11 protein-coding genes and 1 pseudogene are annotated in these 15,422 nt (G+C 70.1%); 4 read left to right on the forward strand and 8 right to left on the reverse strand.

The window, feature by feature from the left end:
* The first annotated feature begins 765 nt into the window (after positions 1 to 765).
* Entirely contained in the window at positions 766 to 2,106 is a 1,341-nt protein-coding gene (locus OHT01_RS01675; RefSeq protein ID WP_328551279.1) for a glutamine synthetase family protein, read from the forward strand.
* Positions 2,107 to 2,427: 321 nt separating this feature from the next.
* Here the strand turns inward: OHT01_RS01675 and OHT01_RS01680 are convergent, their stop codons facing one another.
* From OHT01_RS01680 to OHT01_RS01690, 3 genes are all read right to left on the reverse strand, one after another.
* Entirely contained in the window at positions 2,428 to 2,985 is a 558-nt protein-coding gene (locus OHT01_RS01680) for a GNAT family N-acetyltransferase (RefSeq protein ID WP_328551280.1), read from the reverse strand.
* Positions 2,982 to 4,214, reverse strand: a complete 1,233-nt coding sequence (locus tag OHT01_RS01685) for a type III PLP-dependent enzyme (RefSeq protein WP_328557995.1) — start codon at positions 4,212 to 4,214, stop codon at positions 2,982 to 2,984. The genes OHT01_RS01680 and OHT01_RS01685 overlap by 4 nt, the downstream gene beginning before the upstream one ends.
* Before the next feature lie 790 nt (positions 4,215 to 5,004).
* Positions 5,005 to 5,268 (reverse strand): hypothetical protein, encoded by a 264-nt coding sequence (locus OHT01_RS01690; protein WP_328551281.1) that lies wholly within the window; start codon positions 5,266 to 5,268, stop codon positions 5,005 to 5,007.
* 673 nt (positions 5,269 to 5,941) lie between these two features.
* Here OHT01_RS01690 and OHT01_RS01695 point away from each other — a divergent pair.
* Together OHT01_RS01695 and OHT01_RS01700 are read left to right on the forward strand one after the other, a co-directional pair.
* Complete coding sequence (locus OHT01_RS01695) at positions 5,942 to 7,111, forward strand: acyl-CoA dehydrogenase family protein (protein ID WP_328551282.1); 1,170 nt, start codon at positions 5,942 to 5,944, stop codon at positions 7,109 to 7,111.
* Positions 7,112 to 7,115: 4 nt separating this feature from the next.
* Positions 7,116 to 7,298, forward strand: a pseudogene (locus OHT01_RS01700) (AMP-binding protein); the annotation flags it as partial.
* Positions 7,299 to 7,454: 156 nt separating this feature from the next.
* Here OHT01_RS01700 and OHT01_RS01705 read toward each other — a convergent pair.
* The 4 genes from OHT01_RS01705 to OHT01_RS01720 form a co-directional block, all read right to left on the reverse strand.
* Positions 7,455 to 8,222, reverse strand: coding sequence for a thioesterase II family protein (locus tag OHT01_RS01705; RefSeq protein ID WP_328551283.1), 768 nt, complete (start codon positions 8,220 to 8,222; stop codon positions 7,455 to 7,457).
* A 93-nt stretch (positions 8,223 to 8,315) separates the two neighbouring features.
* On the reverse strand, positions 8,316 to 9,926 hold the full coding sequence (locus OHT01_RS01710; RefSeq protein WP_328557996.1) for a GMC oxidoreductase: 1,611 nt from the start codon (positions 9,924 to 9,926) through the stop codon (positions 8,316 to 8,318).
* 500 nt (positions 9,927 to 10,426) lie between these two features.
* Entirely contained in the window at positions 10,427 to 10,984 is a 558-nt protein-coding gene (locus OHT01_RS01715; protein WP_405914928.1) for a LuxR C-terminal-related transcriptional regulator, read from the reverse strand.
* Positions 10,985 to 11,170: 186 nt separating this feature from the next.
* On the reverse strand, positions 11,171 to 11,377 hold the full coding sequence (locus OHT01_RS01720; protein WP_328551285.1) for a hypothetical protein: 207 nt from the start codon (positions 11,375 to 11,377) through the stop codon (positions 11,171 to 11,173).
* Between the two features lie 104 nt (positions 11,378 to 11,481).
* Here OHT01_RS01720 and OHT01_RS01725 point away from each other — a divergent pair, with 104 nt between their 5' ends.
* Positions 11,482 to 15,021, forward strand: a complete 3,540-nt coding sequence (locus tag OHT01_RS01725) for a BTAD domain-containing putative transcriptional regulator (protein WP_328551286.1) — start codon at positions 11,482 to 11,484, stop codon at positions 15,019 to 15,021.
* 155 nt (positions 15,022 to 15,176) lie between these two features.
* On the opposite strand, the gene OHT01_RS01730 is transcribed toward OHT01_RS01725, so the two are convergent.
* Complete coding sequence (locus tag OHT01_RS01730) at positions 15,177 to 15,371, reverse strand: ferredoxin (protein WP_328551287.1); 195 nt, start codon at positions 15,369 to 15,371, stop codon at positions 15,177 to 15,179.
* Positions 15,372 to 15,422 lie beyond the last annotated feature (51 nt).

The raw sequence follows: 15,422 nt of genomic DNA on the forward strand, positions 1-15,422 counted from the left end.
GGACCCAGGGCACTGCGCACTCCGGAGCACGCACAGCGGGGAAGGCGGAAGCACCCATTTCTCGGAATTCTCGATATCCAGTGCCGGACTCTCTGCCGGGTTGAATTCCTTGTCGATGAGGTAAACCGTCCGCTTGTCGATCACCGTAGCCCAGTCATGACTGTCGAGGCCAAACGGTCTCGGCGGGTTTCACTCATGCGAGTGCCATCCCTGTTCCGACCGTCACGAATTGCTGTAGGGGAACTCACCGAGCGAAGTGCTTTTCTCATTTACCTATTACCGCTGATCTGCTTCACGGTGACTTCGGAGTTCGCGCGCCCCCTCCCCTCCGGCGCCGGGCGGGAAATGACAGCGCGACTCCTCCCGGCACCGCTTCGCGGAAGGCCCGCGCGTCCCGGACCCGGCACTCACCGCGGTCCGGCCGCCGCCGTACGCGCCCGGCCTGAGCCCGTTCGAGGTCGCCGTCCGGTCACCCGCGCGCAGAGCAATGACCCACACCGCCTGCGACACACCGACGGGCTCGACCGCACACTCCGCCGCGCGTTACGCAGGATCCAGCTCCGGCCCCACCTGACGGCGGTCGCCTCACCGCCACCGCCGTGCCCCGCGACTCACCTCACCGAGCCCGCCCTGAAACGCTCAGCGATCGAAGAGACTTCCCGCGCACGCGTCCTGAGTCACGTCGCAGGTCCGACCGTTCACGGACGAGTGAACTCCCGGCCGGCCACTGGCGCACCGGCTGCCGCGAACGCCAGCATGATCGGCATGGCCACCACGTACCCCCGAGCTGAGCGGGCCGCCCAGGCCCGGGCGGCCGAAGCCCAGCTCGCCGCCGACGGAATCGACGGGGTGGTGTTCGGCTGGGTCGACAACGCCGGGCTGACCCGGGTGAAGTCCGTCCCGCTCGCCCAGCTCGAACACGCCGCCGAGTACGGCGTCGGCGCCGTACCCTGCTTCGACGTCGCCCTGGTCGACGACTCCATCACCACCGCGCCTTCGAGTACCGGCCCGGTGGGCGACCTGCGGCTCGTCCCCGACCTCGACCGGCTCACGCCGCTCGCCGCCCAGCCCGGCTGGGCCTGGGCCCCGGCCGACCGCTACACCCAGGACGGCACCCCGCACCCCGGCTGCCAGCGCCGATTCGCCCGCCAGGTCACCGAGGCCGTCGAGCGGCGCGGGCTGTCGGTGCGAGCCGGGATCGAGATCGAGTGGGTGGTGGCCGACCTGTCCGAGGCCCCGGCGACGGTCGGGCCCGCGTACGGGATGACCCGTTTCATCGAGCACTCCGACTACCTGCGGGAGGTGCTGCGCGCCCTCACCGCCCAGGGGCTGGCCGTCCTCCAGCTCCACCCCGAGTACGCCGCCGGGCAGTTCGAGGTCTCGGTCGCCGCCGAGGGGCCGGTCGAGGCGGCCGACACCACGATGCTGGTGCGCCACACCATCCGGGCCGTCTCCGCCCGGCACGGCCTGCGGGTCTCGTACGCGCCCGTCTTCACCGAGGGCTCGGTCGGCAACGGCGGCCACCTTCATCTCAGCCTCTGGCGAGAGGGCCGGAACCTCGGGCACGGCGGCCCCGGCCGCCACGGGCTGCACCCCGACGCCGAGCAGTTCTTCGCGGGCGTGCTGGCCGAACTGCCCGCCCTGCTCACCCTCGGCGCGCCCAGCGTCGCCTCCTACCTGCGGCTGGTCCCCTCCCGCTTTGCCGGGGCCTACCGCTGCTGGGGTCTGGAGAACCGTGAGGCGGCGCTGCGCCTGATCACCGGCTCCGCCGCCGGGCAGGCCAATGCCGAGTTCAAGTGCTTCGACGCCGCCGCCAACCCGTACCTGGAGATCGGCGGCGTGCTGGCCGCCGGACTCGCCGGCCTGGACGCCGGCCTGCCCCTCCCGCCCGAGACCCCGAGCGACCCCGCCTCCCTCGGCGCGGCCGAGCGCCTCCCTGCGAGCCTGCCGGAGGCTATCGACGCCTACGAGAAGTCCGCACTGCTGCGGCAGGCCCTCGGTCCCGAGTTGTACGAGGCCGTGCTGGCCGTCCGGCGGGCGGAGGCGGAGCTGTTCGCGATGCACACGGATGCGGATGTCATCGAGGCCGTCCGCTGGCGCTACTGACGAGCCCAGGCTCTGCTCCTCCGGCTCCCCACGTTCCTGCCCGAGGCGACTGCCGGCCGCCTCGGGTGGAGTGCCGAGGGTGGCGAGGGCGCCGGGGATCGTCACGGTGGCGTCGGCGGTACTGCCGCCGAGACCGGCGACTACCCCGGCATTGTGATCAGTCGCGCTGCTGCGGTCGGTCTGTCCGGGCAGGACGGACGCCTTCGCGACTCGGCAAGTGTCCAAGAACCCAGGTGGCGTACTGGAATCCGCGGACGAAGAAGAGTGCCTTGACGGTCAGTTGAGAGCGGCGGAACTCGTCGGACACGAAGGACATCCGCATCAGCCCACTTCGGCTCTGGGAGAGGATCCGAGAGCCGAACCGGTAACAGCGGGTGCCAGCGGCTTCGCCATGTAGACCGCCTCGGCACCGTAGCTCGCGGGCAGCCCGATCTCGGGCCGGGCCCGGTAGCCCAGCCGGGACCACAGCGCCTCGGAGCCGCGCACGGCGACCAGAGAAAGGGTCCGGTAGCGGGCCGCCCGCCCGGTCTCCTCCAGATGCCGCTGCATCCGGCAGGCCAGGCGCCGGCCGCGCGCCCGCTCGACGATCGCCACGTCATGGGTGTGCAGGTTGCTTCCCCCGTCGCCCTCCTGTGCCGCGCCTTCCTCGGCCAGGCTCAGGTCCGGGCAGCGGAACAGCGGGTACGGCAATGCGAGCAGATAGCCTCCGAAGCCACCCGCGTACTCCAGTACGAAGCAGGTCGAGGGCGAGGCGCGGTGCCGGGAGCGGAGCGCCTCCCGCCCTTCGGACAGGCCACTCGCGGCGTAGGCGCGTTCCTCCAGCGCGACCACCTCGTCCCAGTCCTCCTCCCGAAACAGCCGGATCCGGGTGTCGGTCATGCGCCTCCTCCGTCCGGAGCCGGGCCTCCGACGCAGGCGTACGGCAGCGGCGCGAAGCCGTTGAACCCCCGGGTGGCATAGGCGGCGGCGTACGCGCCGCAGGAGTGGACCCACACCGGGTCGCCGGAGGTGATCGCGTGCGGGACCCGTACCAGGCCGTCCTCCTGGGCGTACGCGTCGTCGCTGTCGCAGGTCGGGCCGGCCACCATGGCGTCGACGAACTGCCCACCGGAATGGGTGGGGAACTCCAGGCGGTACTGCAACTGATCCATCTCGTAAAGGCCGTTGAACTTGCCGCAGCTCAGGTAGAGCCAGTCCTCGCGGGTGCCGTCGAGCCGGTGTCGGGAAGAGAGCCGGGCGACGTGGGCGCGGATCGCTCCGTGGTCGGCGACCAGGTGGCGACCGGGCTCCAGCAGGAAGTCCAGCGGGGCGGCGTTGACGGCACGCAGCCGTTCCATGCCCTCGCGGATCACCACGAACATCTTGTCCAGCGGCGGTTCCAACGGCCGGCCGCGCCGGTCGAGGACGCCGAGGGCGGGCAGTCCGCCGCCGAGGTTGATCCGGTCCGGGGTGATGCCGCGCCGGCTGAGCGCCTCCAGGACCGCCGCCAGCGAGTCGATCGCCGCAACCCAGGCCTCGGCGGTCATCTGCTGGGAGCCGACGTGCACCGACAGGCCGGAGGGCACCAGCCCGGCGCTCCGGGCGGCGCCGAGCACCCGCAGGGCGTCCTCGGGCGAGCAGCCGAACTTGCGGCTGAGACCCCACAGCGCGCCCTCGCCGGTGGTCGCCAGTCGGCAGAACACCCGGGAGCCAGGGGCGTGTTCGGCGATCGCGCCGACGTCCTCCAGGCAGTCGGTGGCGTAGTCGCGTACACCCAGCCGGTAGGCCTCGGCGATGTTGCGGTCGGACTTGACGGTGTTGCCGTAGTGGATCAGCCCGGGGGCCACCCCGGTGCGCAGCGCCTGGGCGATCTCCTGCGGGCTCGCCGCGTCGAAGCCGGAGCCGAGCCGGGCGAGGTGGCCGAGCACCTCGTCCACCGGGCAGGCCTTCATCGCGAACCGGACGGCGACGCCGGGCAGTTCGGCGCACAGGGCGGAGTACTGGCGGCCGATGCCGTCCAGGTCGTAAATGATGGTGTCCTCGATGGCGGCGGCGAGCGCGGCACGCAGGGCGGGGTGGTCGTGCTGGTCGGGGAGGGACGCGTTGGATGCGTCGACGGTGCCCGGCATGGTTGGGGCGTGATGGCCGGCTCTGCCGTGGTCGGCCGTCCGACGCGGTTCGGCGATCTGGCGTACGTCGGTGGTCTGAGGTTTCACGTGTCAACTCCCGGTCCGACTGGATGAATGATGCCAAGGGCCTGCCGGCCCGCATGAGATGAGGCGAGGGAGTCCAAAGGTCGGCTGTGACGCCTGACCTGGACTCCCTCCACGCCGCACTCTATGCACTTCCGCGGCCTGCATTTCACCTGCTCCGCACCCTGCGCGGCCCCCGCCACCTTCGCGCTGACCAGCGCAAAGGCCGACGATCATGCTTGTCCCCCAGCGCGGTCAGCCCTTGTCCGGCCTGCCGCTCACTGCCGCAGTACGCCACCGCGTCATCGGCACAGCGCTCGAACTGCGCGGTGGGGAACGCCCGGTCCAACCGGGTATCGAACGCGTAGTGCACGAACATGTTTTGCCGGCACTGGCGAGACAGCGGACCCTTGAGGAGTCCCCCGATCCCGCTCCCGCTCCCGCAAGGTGCCGCCGGGCAGTTGCAGCGCGCATTGAGCCACCGCTCGGCATACAGAACCACCCGAACGGCGTCGGTGTGAGCCTCCACGACCTTGACGATCAGATACCACCGGACGCTGCGGGCTCGTCGGCCCCTCGACCTGCTCGGCGAACGTCGTCGCCGGACACGGCGGATCGAACCACCTCAACCGCGCACCACGAGTTCGACCCCCGCCGGGACTCCTTCGACGCGCGCGTCAGCGAGCCGGCGTGCATACCGGCCGCGCACACGCCGCGACACCACTCCTCATCTTGAGCACAGCGCCGTCGGCACTGCGAAGTACACACAGAACGCGACCGTCCCAGCCGCGCGCTCGATCGACTCGATCACCGCACTGGCCGGGACTGGCCGAATGCCGCAGCAATCGATACGCCGAAGAGGTCCGAACACCCTGGCTGCGTACCTGAAGAAGGGGATGAACGGGGCCTGGAAAATGCCCCGTTCGGCGACCTCGGCCAGCCGGACCGCATCCAGCTTGTCGGTGTCGGGCCGACCGAGGACGTTCTTCACCTCGGGTGCGTGTCCCCGTTGGGTGAGGTTAGCGGGGTCGCCCGTGTCCGGTGTGATGCCCGTCTCGTTGCGATAGGTGGTTGATCAACTGGCGCGGGAGGTGGGTCGGATGAGCTGTGCTGAGGTGCTTCGGCTACTCCGGGAGCGGGAGGCCGCCTGCCACAGCGAAGCGGCACGGCTTGGGGCCGAGGATGAGCGGATCACAGTGCGGCCGGTGATGAGTGAGCAGGAGCCGGCCCGGATCTCAACGGCGCGCGAAGTCGTCGGTGAACTGCCGCGCATCGAGCCGGTGCCGGTATCCCCTACCGGCTCCACCGGCATGGTCCCCGACCCCGCGCCGGGGCGGACATCCGCCGGACTCCCAGGCCCTGGAACATCTGCGTGCGGTACTGGCCTGGTATGCCGGTCCGGTGTATTGCCGACAGGCAGTGGAGGGTCTCGGCCCGAAGGTGGTGCCCCGCCGAACGGAAGCGATCCGACACCGTTCGAAGAAGGCCGTTGCGGCGAAGCCGACAGTGCGGACTCCGGGCGGGTTGTTCACCGTGACGCGTGGCACGGTCGCGCGGCGAGCGGGTGAACGTGCGGCAAGAGGACGGTCTTCTCCTCGTCGGCCGGGCTGATCTGCCTGACCGCGCAAGAAGGAAGACCTTCGCCCCGACAGTTGGAAGGTGCCATGAGCGCGCGTCGTCTGCTACCCAACGATGAGTCCCTTGACCTCATCAGGCTGGTCCGGAAACTGGCGGCCGATGAACTCGCGTCGCGAGCGGATGCCGATGAGGCGAACGAGGCATTCCCTCGTGACGTGTTCAGGCTCCTCGGACGCGTCGGCCTGCTCGGTTTACCGTACTCCGAGGCTTACGGCGGCAGCGGCCTGTCGTACGAGGTGTACCTGCAGGCTGTCGAAGAGATCGCGTCCGTGTGGGCTTCGGTCGGCGTAGGCGTCTCCGTGCACGTGCTGTCGTGCTTCGGCCTGGCGACGATGGGCACCGAGGAGCAGAAGCAGGAGTGGCTGCCCGCGATGCTCGGTGGCGAGTTGCTGGGTGCCTACTGTCTCTCGGAGCCGCACGCCGGCTCGGACCCGGCCGCGCTGCGGACCCGGGCCCGTCTCGACGGTGATCACTACGTCCTGAACGGTGCGAAAGCCTGGACGACCCACGGTGGCCACGCGGACTACTACAAGGTCATGGCCCGCACCTCGGAGGACCGCACGGGTATCTCGTGCTTCATGATCCCCGCTGGCACCGAGGGCCTCACCGCTGATGTACCCGAACGGAAGATGGGCCTGACCGGGTCCACGACGGCGACCATGGTCCTCCGGGACGTTCGTGTCCCGGTCGTGCGGCGTATCGGCGCCGAGGGCGGCGGCCTGCGTATCGCTCTCGCGAGCCTGGATTCCGGCCGTCTCGGTATCGCGGCAGTCGCGGTCGGTCTCGCCCAGGGCGCTCTCGACCACGCGATCGCCTATGCACGCGATCGGGAGACGTTCGGATCACGCATCATCGACCACCAGGGAGTCGCGTTCCTGCTCGCCGACATGGAGGCCGCGGTCTTTTCAGCGCGTGCTGCGACCCTCCATGCCGCCCGGTTGAAGGACGCGGGACTGCCGTTCAGCCGTGAGGCGTCGGTCGCGAAGCTCGTCGCGACCGACAACGCGATGCGTGTCACCACAGATGCGGTGCAGGTCCTCGGCGGGGTCGGCTACACGCGCGAATTCCCGGTCGAACGGTACATGCGTGAGGCCAAATTGACTCAGATCTTCGAAGGCACGAACCAGATTCAACGCATGGTCATCGGGCGGTCACTCGCCAAGTCCAACCATGGCGACCTCACCCTGGCCCCTTGAGACTTGGCTCTACACCCACAACGCCGTCTTCGACCTCAAGCCGGCCACCGACGTCTACTGGTGCACCGCCGACATCGGTTGGGTCACCGGACACTCCTGCATCGCCTACGGGCCGCTCTCGAACGGCGCGACACAGGTGATGTGCGAGGGGACCCCGGACACCCCGCACCAGGGCCGGTTCTGGGAGAACCGCGAAGCTCGGTGACGTCACGACGCTCACCGACTCGACGGTGATGGTCGGGTCTCCGCAGGACGGCCTGTTGCCGGCAGACCGCGGCAATGTACGGCGGCCGGATCGCCGTGCTGTGCGGAGGTCTCACGGCGCGACGGGCAGGGCCGGTCCTCACGCCCGGTCGGACACCTCCAGTTGGGTGGCCATGAGGCGGACGATTTCCGTCTGGTGCTGGGCCAGGAAGAAGTGGCCGCCGGGGAAGACCTTCAGCATGAAGGGGCCGTCGGTGTGCCCGGACCAGGCGGCGGCCTCCTCCACGGTGACCTTCGGGTCGTCGTCGCCGACAAGGCAGGTCACGGGACAGCGCAGGGGCGGCCCGGGTTCCCAGATGTAGGTTTCGGCTGCGCGGTAGTCCGCCCGGACGGCCGGGAGGATCATGCGCAGGACTTCCCCGTCGCCCAGCAACTGGCGGTTGGTGCCGCTGAGGCCGCGCATCTCGGCGACGAGGCCGTCGTCGTCGCGCAGGTGGACGCTCTCGTCGCGGTGCGTGGACGGGGCACGGCGGCCGGAGGCGATGAGGGCGGCGGGTATGACGCCCCGCTCCTGCTCCAGCCGTCGGGTGATCTCGTAGGCGAGGGAGGCGCCCATGCTGTGCCCGAACAGGGCGATGGGCCGGTCGGTCCAGGGCCGGAGGGCTTCGTAGACCTTGTCGGCGAGCGCCGGTACGGAGTCCAGGAGCGGTTCGCCGCGGCGGTCCTGGCGGCCGGGGTACTGCACGCACAGCACCTCGACGCTGTCGGGCATGGACCGGGACATGGGGAAGTAGAAGCTGGCGGAGCCGCCCGCGTGGGGCAGGCAGACCAGCCGGACGCGGCTGTCGGGGCGCGGGTGGAACCTGCGGATCCAGAGGCGGTTGTCCTCGGTGAGCGGGGAGTTCACGGAATCGTCCTTTTCGGTTCGGGTTCGGCCGCCCACCGTGGCGGGGCGTTCACCGGAAGGAGAGGGGCGGGGCGGGCTCCGCCCCGCGCCTGGTCAGGAGCCCGCGACATCCTCCTTGAGGATGCGCTCGACGTTCCGCTCCGCCAGCGCCGTGATGGTCACGAACGGGTTGACGCCGATGCTGCCGGGGATGAGCGAGCCGTCGGTCACGTAGAGGTTCTTGTATCCGGCGACGCGGCCGTAGTTGTCGGTGGCCTTGCCGAGGACGCAGCCGCCGAGCGGGTGGTAGCAGAAGTCGTCGGCGAAGGCCTTGATCTGCTTACCGAAGAGGTCGTACCGGTAGATGGTGGCGTTGGCCTTGTTGATGCGGTCGAACAGCGACTTCGCGGCTGCGACCGCGGGCGCGTTCTGGTCCCGGGTCCAGTTCAGGGCCGCCCGGTCCTTGGCGGCGTCGTAGACGAAGGTGCCGCGCTCGGGGTTCTTGGTGATGGCCAGGTAGAGGCTGGCCCAGGTCTCGACACCCGCAGGCAGGGGGGCGATCTCGGCGAAGACGGGGGTGTCCGGGTTGTCCCAGTCGTCGATGCCGAGGGCGGGGATCGACGACTGCTTGGTGCCCGTGGGGTTCCACAGGTGGTTGGCGCGGGCGGTCATGATGTTGCCGTTGGGGCCCCAGCCTCCGCCGATCTCGGAGCTGAGGTTCGCAAGAGTGCCGGTCTCCCGGGCACGCAGCAGCAGTTCGGTCGAGCCGAGGCTGCCGGCACCGAGGAAGAGGTGGCGGCAGGCGACCTCCTTGGTCGCGAGCAGCTTGCCGTCGGTGTCCCTCTGCTCGACGGTCAACAGGTACGTGCCGTCGTTCTGCTGATGGATCGTCTTGACCTGGTGCAAGGTCTCGATGGTGACGTTGCCGGTGCCCAGGGCGGCCGCCAGGTAGCTCTTGTCGAGCGAGACCTTGCCGTGGTTGTTGCCGTAGATGACCTCGGCGGCCAGCGCGGACTTGGGCACCGCACCGTCCGCCTCACGGCGCATGTAGTCCCAGTCGTAGACGTTGGGCACGAAGGTGGTGCTCAGGCCCGCGTTCGAGGCCTGAGCGCGCGAGACACGCGCGAACGAGTACCAGTCGGTCTGCTCGAACCAGCTCTTGTCGATGCTGTTGACCCGGAGGGTGGAGTTCGCGCGGGGGAAGTACTTGGTGTACATCTCCTCGGCGTCGACCTGGGGCAGCACCTCCTCGAAGTACGAGCGCCGGGGCGTGACCGCCATGCCGCCGTTGACGAGCGAGCCGCCGCCGACGCCGCGTCCCACGTACACGGACATCTGGTCGAAGTTGACCCGGTCCAGTACACCCGCGTAGGGCTCGATGTCCCGGTTGGCGAGGTCGAGCCACAGGAAGGAGCCGAGCGGCGCCTCGGTGCGGGTCTTGAACCAGCTCGAGCGCTTGTCGGGCTTGAGCATTCCGGAGAACACCTCGCCGTCCGGACCGGGCTGGTTCCACAGCCGGCCCATCTCCAGCATCAGCGTGGGGACCCCCGCTTCGCCGAGGCGCAGGGCGGAGACGGCCGCACCGTAACCGGTGCCGACCACGACGGCGGGGACGAACGTGCCGCCGGAACCACCGGTCGCGGTGGCAGCGGCCGCCCGGGGTGCGTCGGTGATCGTGCTCTGCCCCGCGAGCGCGGCGGCGCCCAAGGCCGCCACTCCGAGCATGCGGCGACGCGACAGAGGCTGGTGTGCAATCACGCTGTGTCTCCTGAGCTTCGGGAAGAGGAAAGAGGAATCGGAAGGCCGGCCGGGGCGGCCTGGGATACGACGAACCGTGCGGAGACCGCGCAGAGGCCACGAGATCCGGATCGGGTGGGCCGACCCTGTGGACGCCGGGCCCGGAGGTGCGGATCCCCGCGCCCGGAAGAGGGCGTCACGGTACGGCCCGCTCCCGGGCGTGGGCCGTGCTCACGGATGTCGTCAGGCATCCGCCGGGCCGGGCAGGAGTGGACAGGACACGGCCGGTTCGGGCCGTCCCGGCGCCCCGGAGCCTGTGGTAGGTGCCGGTGAGGTACTCGTCCCCCGCACGTGCACGCACGCGAGCCGCTCCGCCATGTGCTTGCCGGACACCGAGCGGCGAGTCCGGCGACCCGCGTCCGGCCCGGGTGAACGCCGGCCGCGGCCACCCGTGCGAGTGGCCGCCTGGCGCGGGTGGCCGTGCCCGCTCACTTCACGAAGTCGTCCACGACCTGGGGCGGCCAGGTGCCGACCTTGAGTACGCCCAGTGAGTAGGCGCGGGAGACCAGCGCGGCGCGGTTGGGCACCTTCAGTTTCCGCAGCAGGCAGGTCACGTGGTACTCGACGCCCTGCCTGCTGAGGTAGAGGCTTGCCGCCAAGGGGACGGTGGAGACGCCGGCGGCGATGCCTTCGAGGATGCGCGCGTCCATCGCGGAGAGGATCTTCTTGCGTCTGGTCACGACAGGTGTCTGCTCGGCGTCCCCGGCCGTGGGCATCATGACCAGGATCGCGGTCGTGTCGGGCAGGACGCCGCGCACCGCGACCGCGGTGAGGGGAACGGTGAAGGCGGACTCCGCACCGGGCCCCACGGCGATGACGGGCGTGACGAATCGCTGGTGTTTCCCTTCCAGTAAATTGAATAATTGACGCATCAACGGTTGCTGCACGCTCGGGTGCACGACGTCACGGAAATTGCGACCGCATATGTCCTCGGACGATCCGTTGAACTGCCTGAAGAACTCCTGGTTCGCTTGCTGAATGGTCAACGTTTTATCGAGGCTCGCCATGCACAGGCCCGGAGTTGCAGGTGCTGGACTCAGCAAGAGATGCCTCCCCCGTCAGGAAACTTGAGCGAAATGAACTCGGACGCCGGCGAACGGCCGTGAAGGCTGTCGGCAGGGGCGGCATCGGCCCTGGGACCAGCGGTAACTCCAGATGCCGAGCATCGTGCGTCACCGCCCTTGCGGGGTTCTGGTCGAGTCGCTGGCGGCACCTTGCCGCCGCCCGCCGTCGTTTTCCGGCCCCTTGTCGAAATCCTTGCCGGACACCTGGCGCTTTCTTGCCAATCGATGCATCTCCGGCTTGGAGGGCATCGTTCGCCATGTCAGGATCCACAGAAGAAGGTGTGAGACCAGCCAGCTCGAACCGTCGTCAGTCATATCCGCAAGCACGATGAGGACCGTTCATGCCTTTACCTCCGCCCGCGAACGTGTCCCCCAGGACGACCGGCCAGGCTGAGCTCCTCCTGAGCGTTCTGGGGCCCATGTCGGCGCGACACGACGGGCATGACCTGCCGCTCGGCCCGCCACGTCGGCGAACCCTGCTCGCCCTGCTGCTCATCCGCCTCGGCCGCGTGGTGCCCACCGAGCTGCTCGTCGAGGAACTGTGGGGTGACCAAGCGCCCCGACACGCCGTCGCCACACTCCAGAGCCACATCTCCCATCTGCGGCGGTCCCTGCGCACAAAGACGGGAACAGGCCAAACTTCGGCGCTGCGTCATCGGACACCGGGCTACGTCCTCGATCTCGATCCCGAACAGGTCGATGCCTGCCGCTTCGAGCGTCTGGTCACCGACGGACGGCGGCTGCTGGAGCAGCGCGATCCGCGCACCGCGCAGGCCCGGTTCACCGAGGCCCTGGGGCTGTGGCACGGCTCGCCCTACGCGGAGTTCGACGGCCATCCGCCACTCAGCGACGAGTGCACCCGACTCGAACAGATCCGGCTCACCGCCGTCGAGTCCCGCGCCGAGGCACGGCTGGCTCTCGGCGCGGCCGAGGAGGTGGCCGCCGACCTGGACGGGGAGGCACGCCGTCATCCCACGCGGGAGCGGCTGGTGGGCCACCTCATGACGGCACTGTCCCGGCTCGGGCGCCAGGCCGAGGCGCTCGAGGTGTACGAGCGGACACGCAGTCATCTGGTCGAGGAGTTCGGTGTGGACACCGCGGCCGAACTGCGCCGGGTCAGAAGCGCGATCCTGCGCCAGGAGCCGGGAGCGAGCGCCCCCTCGAAGAAGCTGTCTCCCCCACCGCTCGATTCCACCGGAGCGTCGTACGTCCCGCCGGTGATGAACGAGCCCGGTGACGTCGGAGTACGGAACTCCGAGGGCTCGCAGGGCTTCGGGGGCTCCTGGAACGACGGGACGGCCGTCACGGCCCGGAGGTACGACCCGGCGGTGGCACCCGGCGGCGCCGACGGGACGGACGAGTCCGGCACGGCCGTCGAACGCGAGGGGAACCCGGGGACCGACGCCCGCCCGGGGGCGCGAACCGATGTGCCGCCGGGGTCGCGGGCGGATACCGTCGGCACGCGGACCGGGCCGTCCCGGTTGCGGCCCGTACCCGGGCCGGAACACGAGCCGGCTGCCGCCCGGGAAGCCGGGGGATCCCCGGAGTTCGAGTCGGGGTGGGCTCCTGCCCCTTCGCCGTTCACCGGCCGAAGCCAGGAGCTCGACCGCCTGACGACCGCCGCCGCGAGCGCGGTCGTGGGCCACGGCCATGTGGCCGGTGTCCTCGGCCCACCAGGAGTCGGGAAGACCCGCCTGCTGCTCGAACTCGCGGCACGTCTGGAGAGCATGGACGTGCACGAGAAGAGCTCCAGGCTGGAGGTGCTCTGGAGCCACTGCTTCCCCGGCGAGGGCGTGCCCGCCTACTGGCTGTGGACGCAGATCCTGCGGCGGCTGTCGGCGACCCGGCCGGATGCCTTTCGCGAGGCGACGGAACCGTTCGGCGCCCTGCTCGCCCCACTGATGCCCGAGCGGTCGGCGGTCCGGACCGGAGGCCCGGGATGGGCCTCCTCCGACTGGTGCCAGGCCCGCTTCCTCGCCCACGACGCGGTCTGCGAGGTGCTGCTCACCCTCGCCGGACAGCACCCGCTCGTACTGCTCCTCGAAGATCTGCAATGGGCGGACACCGCCTCCCTCGACCTGCTCAGACTGCTGAGCACCCGCTGCCAGGGCCATCCGATCAGCATCGTGCTCACGGCACGGGCGTTCGAGGCCGAGTCGGACGAGACGCTGCGCCGGATGGTCTCGGAGGTGCTGCGCGGCCCCAGGACCGAGACGCTGCGGCTCGGCGGCCTTTCCCCGCAGGCCGTCGGAGCGCTCGTCGAGGCACACGCGGGACCTGGTGTGGACCCGAAGGTCGTCGAGGTGCTGCACCGGCGCAGCGAAGGCAACCCGTACTCGGTGATCCAGCTTCTCTCTCTCGTGGACGACGCGCGCAAGCTCCGTCGCCCGGATGCGGTCGACACGCTCCTGGCTCACATTCCCACCGGAGTGCGCGAGGCGCTGCACCAGCGGTTCGCCGCGCTGCCCGAGCCGGTCCTGCGGGTGCTTCACCTGTGCGCCGTCATAGGCGCCGAGGTGGACACCGACCTGTTGCACCGGACCGCCACGCACGACGAACCGGTCACCGCGGGTCTTGAGTCGGCCATCCGTGCCGGCCTGCTCGGGGAGGACCCGCACCATCCGGGACGGCTGCACTTCGCTCACGCCCTGGTCCAGGAGACGCTCGTCGACGAGCTCCCCCGTGAGGACCGCCACCGGCTGCACGCCAGGGTCACCGACGCGCTGTGCGCGCGCAGGCGCGGGCAGGTGGGGGACGAGGAGATCGAGCGGGTGGCGCACCACAGCTGGCACGCCAAGAGTGCGCTGCCCGCCGCCGAGGTGCTGCCCCGGCTGCTGCTCGCCGCGGAACACGCCGAGCAGTCCATGGCGTACGAGCAGGTGGAGATCTGGCTGCGCCGCGCCGTGCACCTGGTCGGCTTCCTGCCGCCGGACGATCCCGCCACAGGGAGGTTGGAACAGGACCTGCACATACAACTCGGCCAGGTACTCGCCACCACTCGCGGCTACGGCCACCCCGAGGCGGAGACGGCGCTGACGCATGGTCGCGCCCTCAGCACCGCAGCTCATGCCCCCGAGGAGCCGTCGGTGCTCTGGGCGCTGTGCACGGCGTACCTGGTCACCGGCCGCTACGACGCCTCGCGGCAGTTCTCCGGCCTGCTGCGGGACATCTCGCGGCAGACCTGGGAGCCCCTGGCGGCGCTCGGTGCGGCGTACGGCGAAGGCATCGTGCTGCATGTGCGCGGAATGCTCCCGCAGGCACTCGCCGAACTGGAGCGCGGCGTCGGCATAGCGGATCGTTTCGCCGCCGAGGATCACGCGCTGGCGCGAACCTTCCAGCACGACCCGCGCGTCTCCTGCCGCTCCTACGACACCTTCACCCACTGGCTCCTCGGCCACCGGCAGACCGCCGGCACGCGCCGACGTGAGCTGTTGAGCCTCACCAAGTACGAAAGCAGGCCGTCCGACCGCTCCTTCGCGCTGTACGTGGACGGGGTCGTGGCGGCTTGGGAGGGTGACACCCGCACCGCGCTCGCATCGAGCGACGAGGGCGTCCGTGTCGCGGGCGAACACGGGCTGCTCTACTGGAAGGCGATGCTGGGTGTCGTCAAAGGGTGGGGCCTGGCGCACACAGGGCATCACGACGACGGCCTCGCCCTCATGCACACCTCACTGGCTGAATTGGGCCAGTCCAGGACGTACTTACGCCATCCGCTCCACCTTGGCCTGTTGGGCCAGGCGCAACATCACGGCGGGCGGATCGAGGAGGCGAGGACCACTTTCCGGAAGCTGCTGGCCGCCGTCGAACAACGCCGCGAGAGCGTGTACCTCCACCCGGCGCTGCCCGCGACCCCGCTGCTCCACGAACTGCTGGGCCACGGTGCCGTCGACGTGCTCACGGGACGGGGCCCGGGACGGGGCCCGGGACGGGTCGGGCCCGGCTCCGGCCGACGAGCGTGATGGATCCACGCTCTGGCTCGTCGGCCGACTCGTCCGGTTCCGTGTCCCCGTGATACGCCGCTGCGGGATTCGGCAAACGGTGGCCCTGGCCGCCCGACTCCCGAAGAGCCACCACTCGCACGGTCGCGGACCCCGAGTCCCACGGCCGATGCCGCTCAGTCCTCGTGGATCGCGACCGCCTGTACCGGACAGGCCATGGGGACGTCGTGCACACGCGGGTCCCCCGCCCCGTCCTCGTGTCCCGGGACCAGGGCGACCAGCGCGTCGTCGTCCTGGGTGAAGACGCCGGGTGCGGTCATGACGCACTGGCCGGAGCCGATGCACCGGTCGCGGTCGATGGTGATGCGCATGGTGTGGTCCGCCTCTCTTCCTTCCGTTCCTTCCGTTCCTTCCGCCCGGGC

The sequence above is a fragment of the Streptomyces sp. NBC_00358 genome, assembly GCF_036099295.1.
Lineage (GTDB): Bacteria > Actinomycetota > Actinomycetes > Streptomycetales > Streptomycetaceae > Streptomyces.

Excerpts from the sequence above, each read along its gene's own strand:
- OHT01_RS01675 (WP_328551279.1), top strand. The coding sequence starts at position 766 with ATGGCCACCACGTACCCCCGAGCTGAGCGGGCCGCCCAGGCCCGGGCG.
- OHT01_RS01680 (WP_328551280.1), bottom strand. The coding sequence starts at position 2,985 with ATGACCGACACCCGGATCCGGCTGTTTCGGGAGGAGGACTGGGACGAG.
- OHT01_RS01685 (WP_328557995.1), bottom strand. The coding sequence starts at position 4,214 with ATGCCGGGCACCGTCGACGCATCCAACGCGTCCCTCCCCGACCAGCAC.
- OHT01_RS01695 (WP_328551282.1), top strand. The coding sequence starts at position 5,942 with ATGAGCGCGCGTCGTCTGCTACCCAACGATGAGTCCCTTGACCTCATC.
- OHT01_RS01710 (WP_328557996.1), bottom strand. The coding sequence starts at position 9,926 with ATGCTCGGAGTGGCGGCCTTGGGCGCCGCCGCGCTCGCGGGGCAGAGC.
- OHT01_RS01720 (WP_328551285.1), bottom strand. The coding sequence starts at position 11,377 with ATGACTGACGACGGTTCGAGCTGGCTGGTCTCACACCTTCTTCTGTGG.
- OHT01_RS01725 (WP_328551286.1), top strand. The coding sequence starts at position 11,482 with ATGTCGGCGCGACACGACGGGCATGACCTGCCGCTCGGCCCGCCACGT.
- OHT01_RS01730 (WP_328551287.1), bottom strand. The coding sequence starts at position 15,371 with ATGCGCATCACCATCGACCGCGACCGGTGCATCGGCTCCGGCCAGTGC.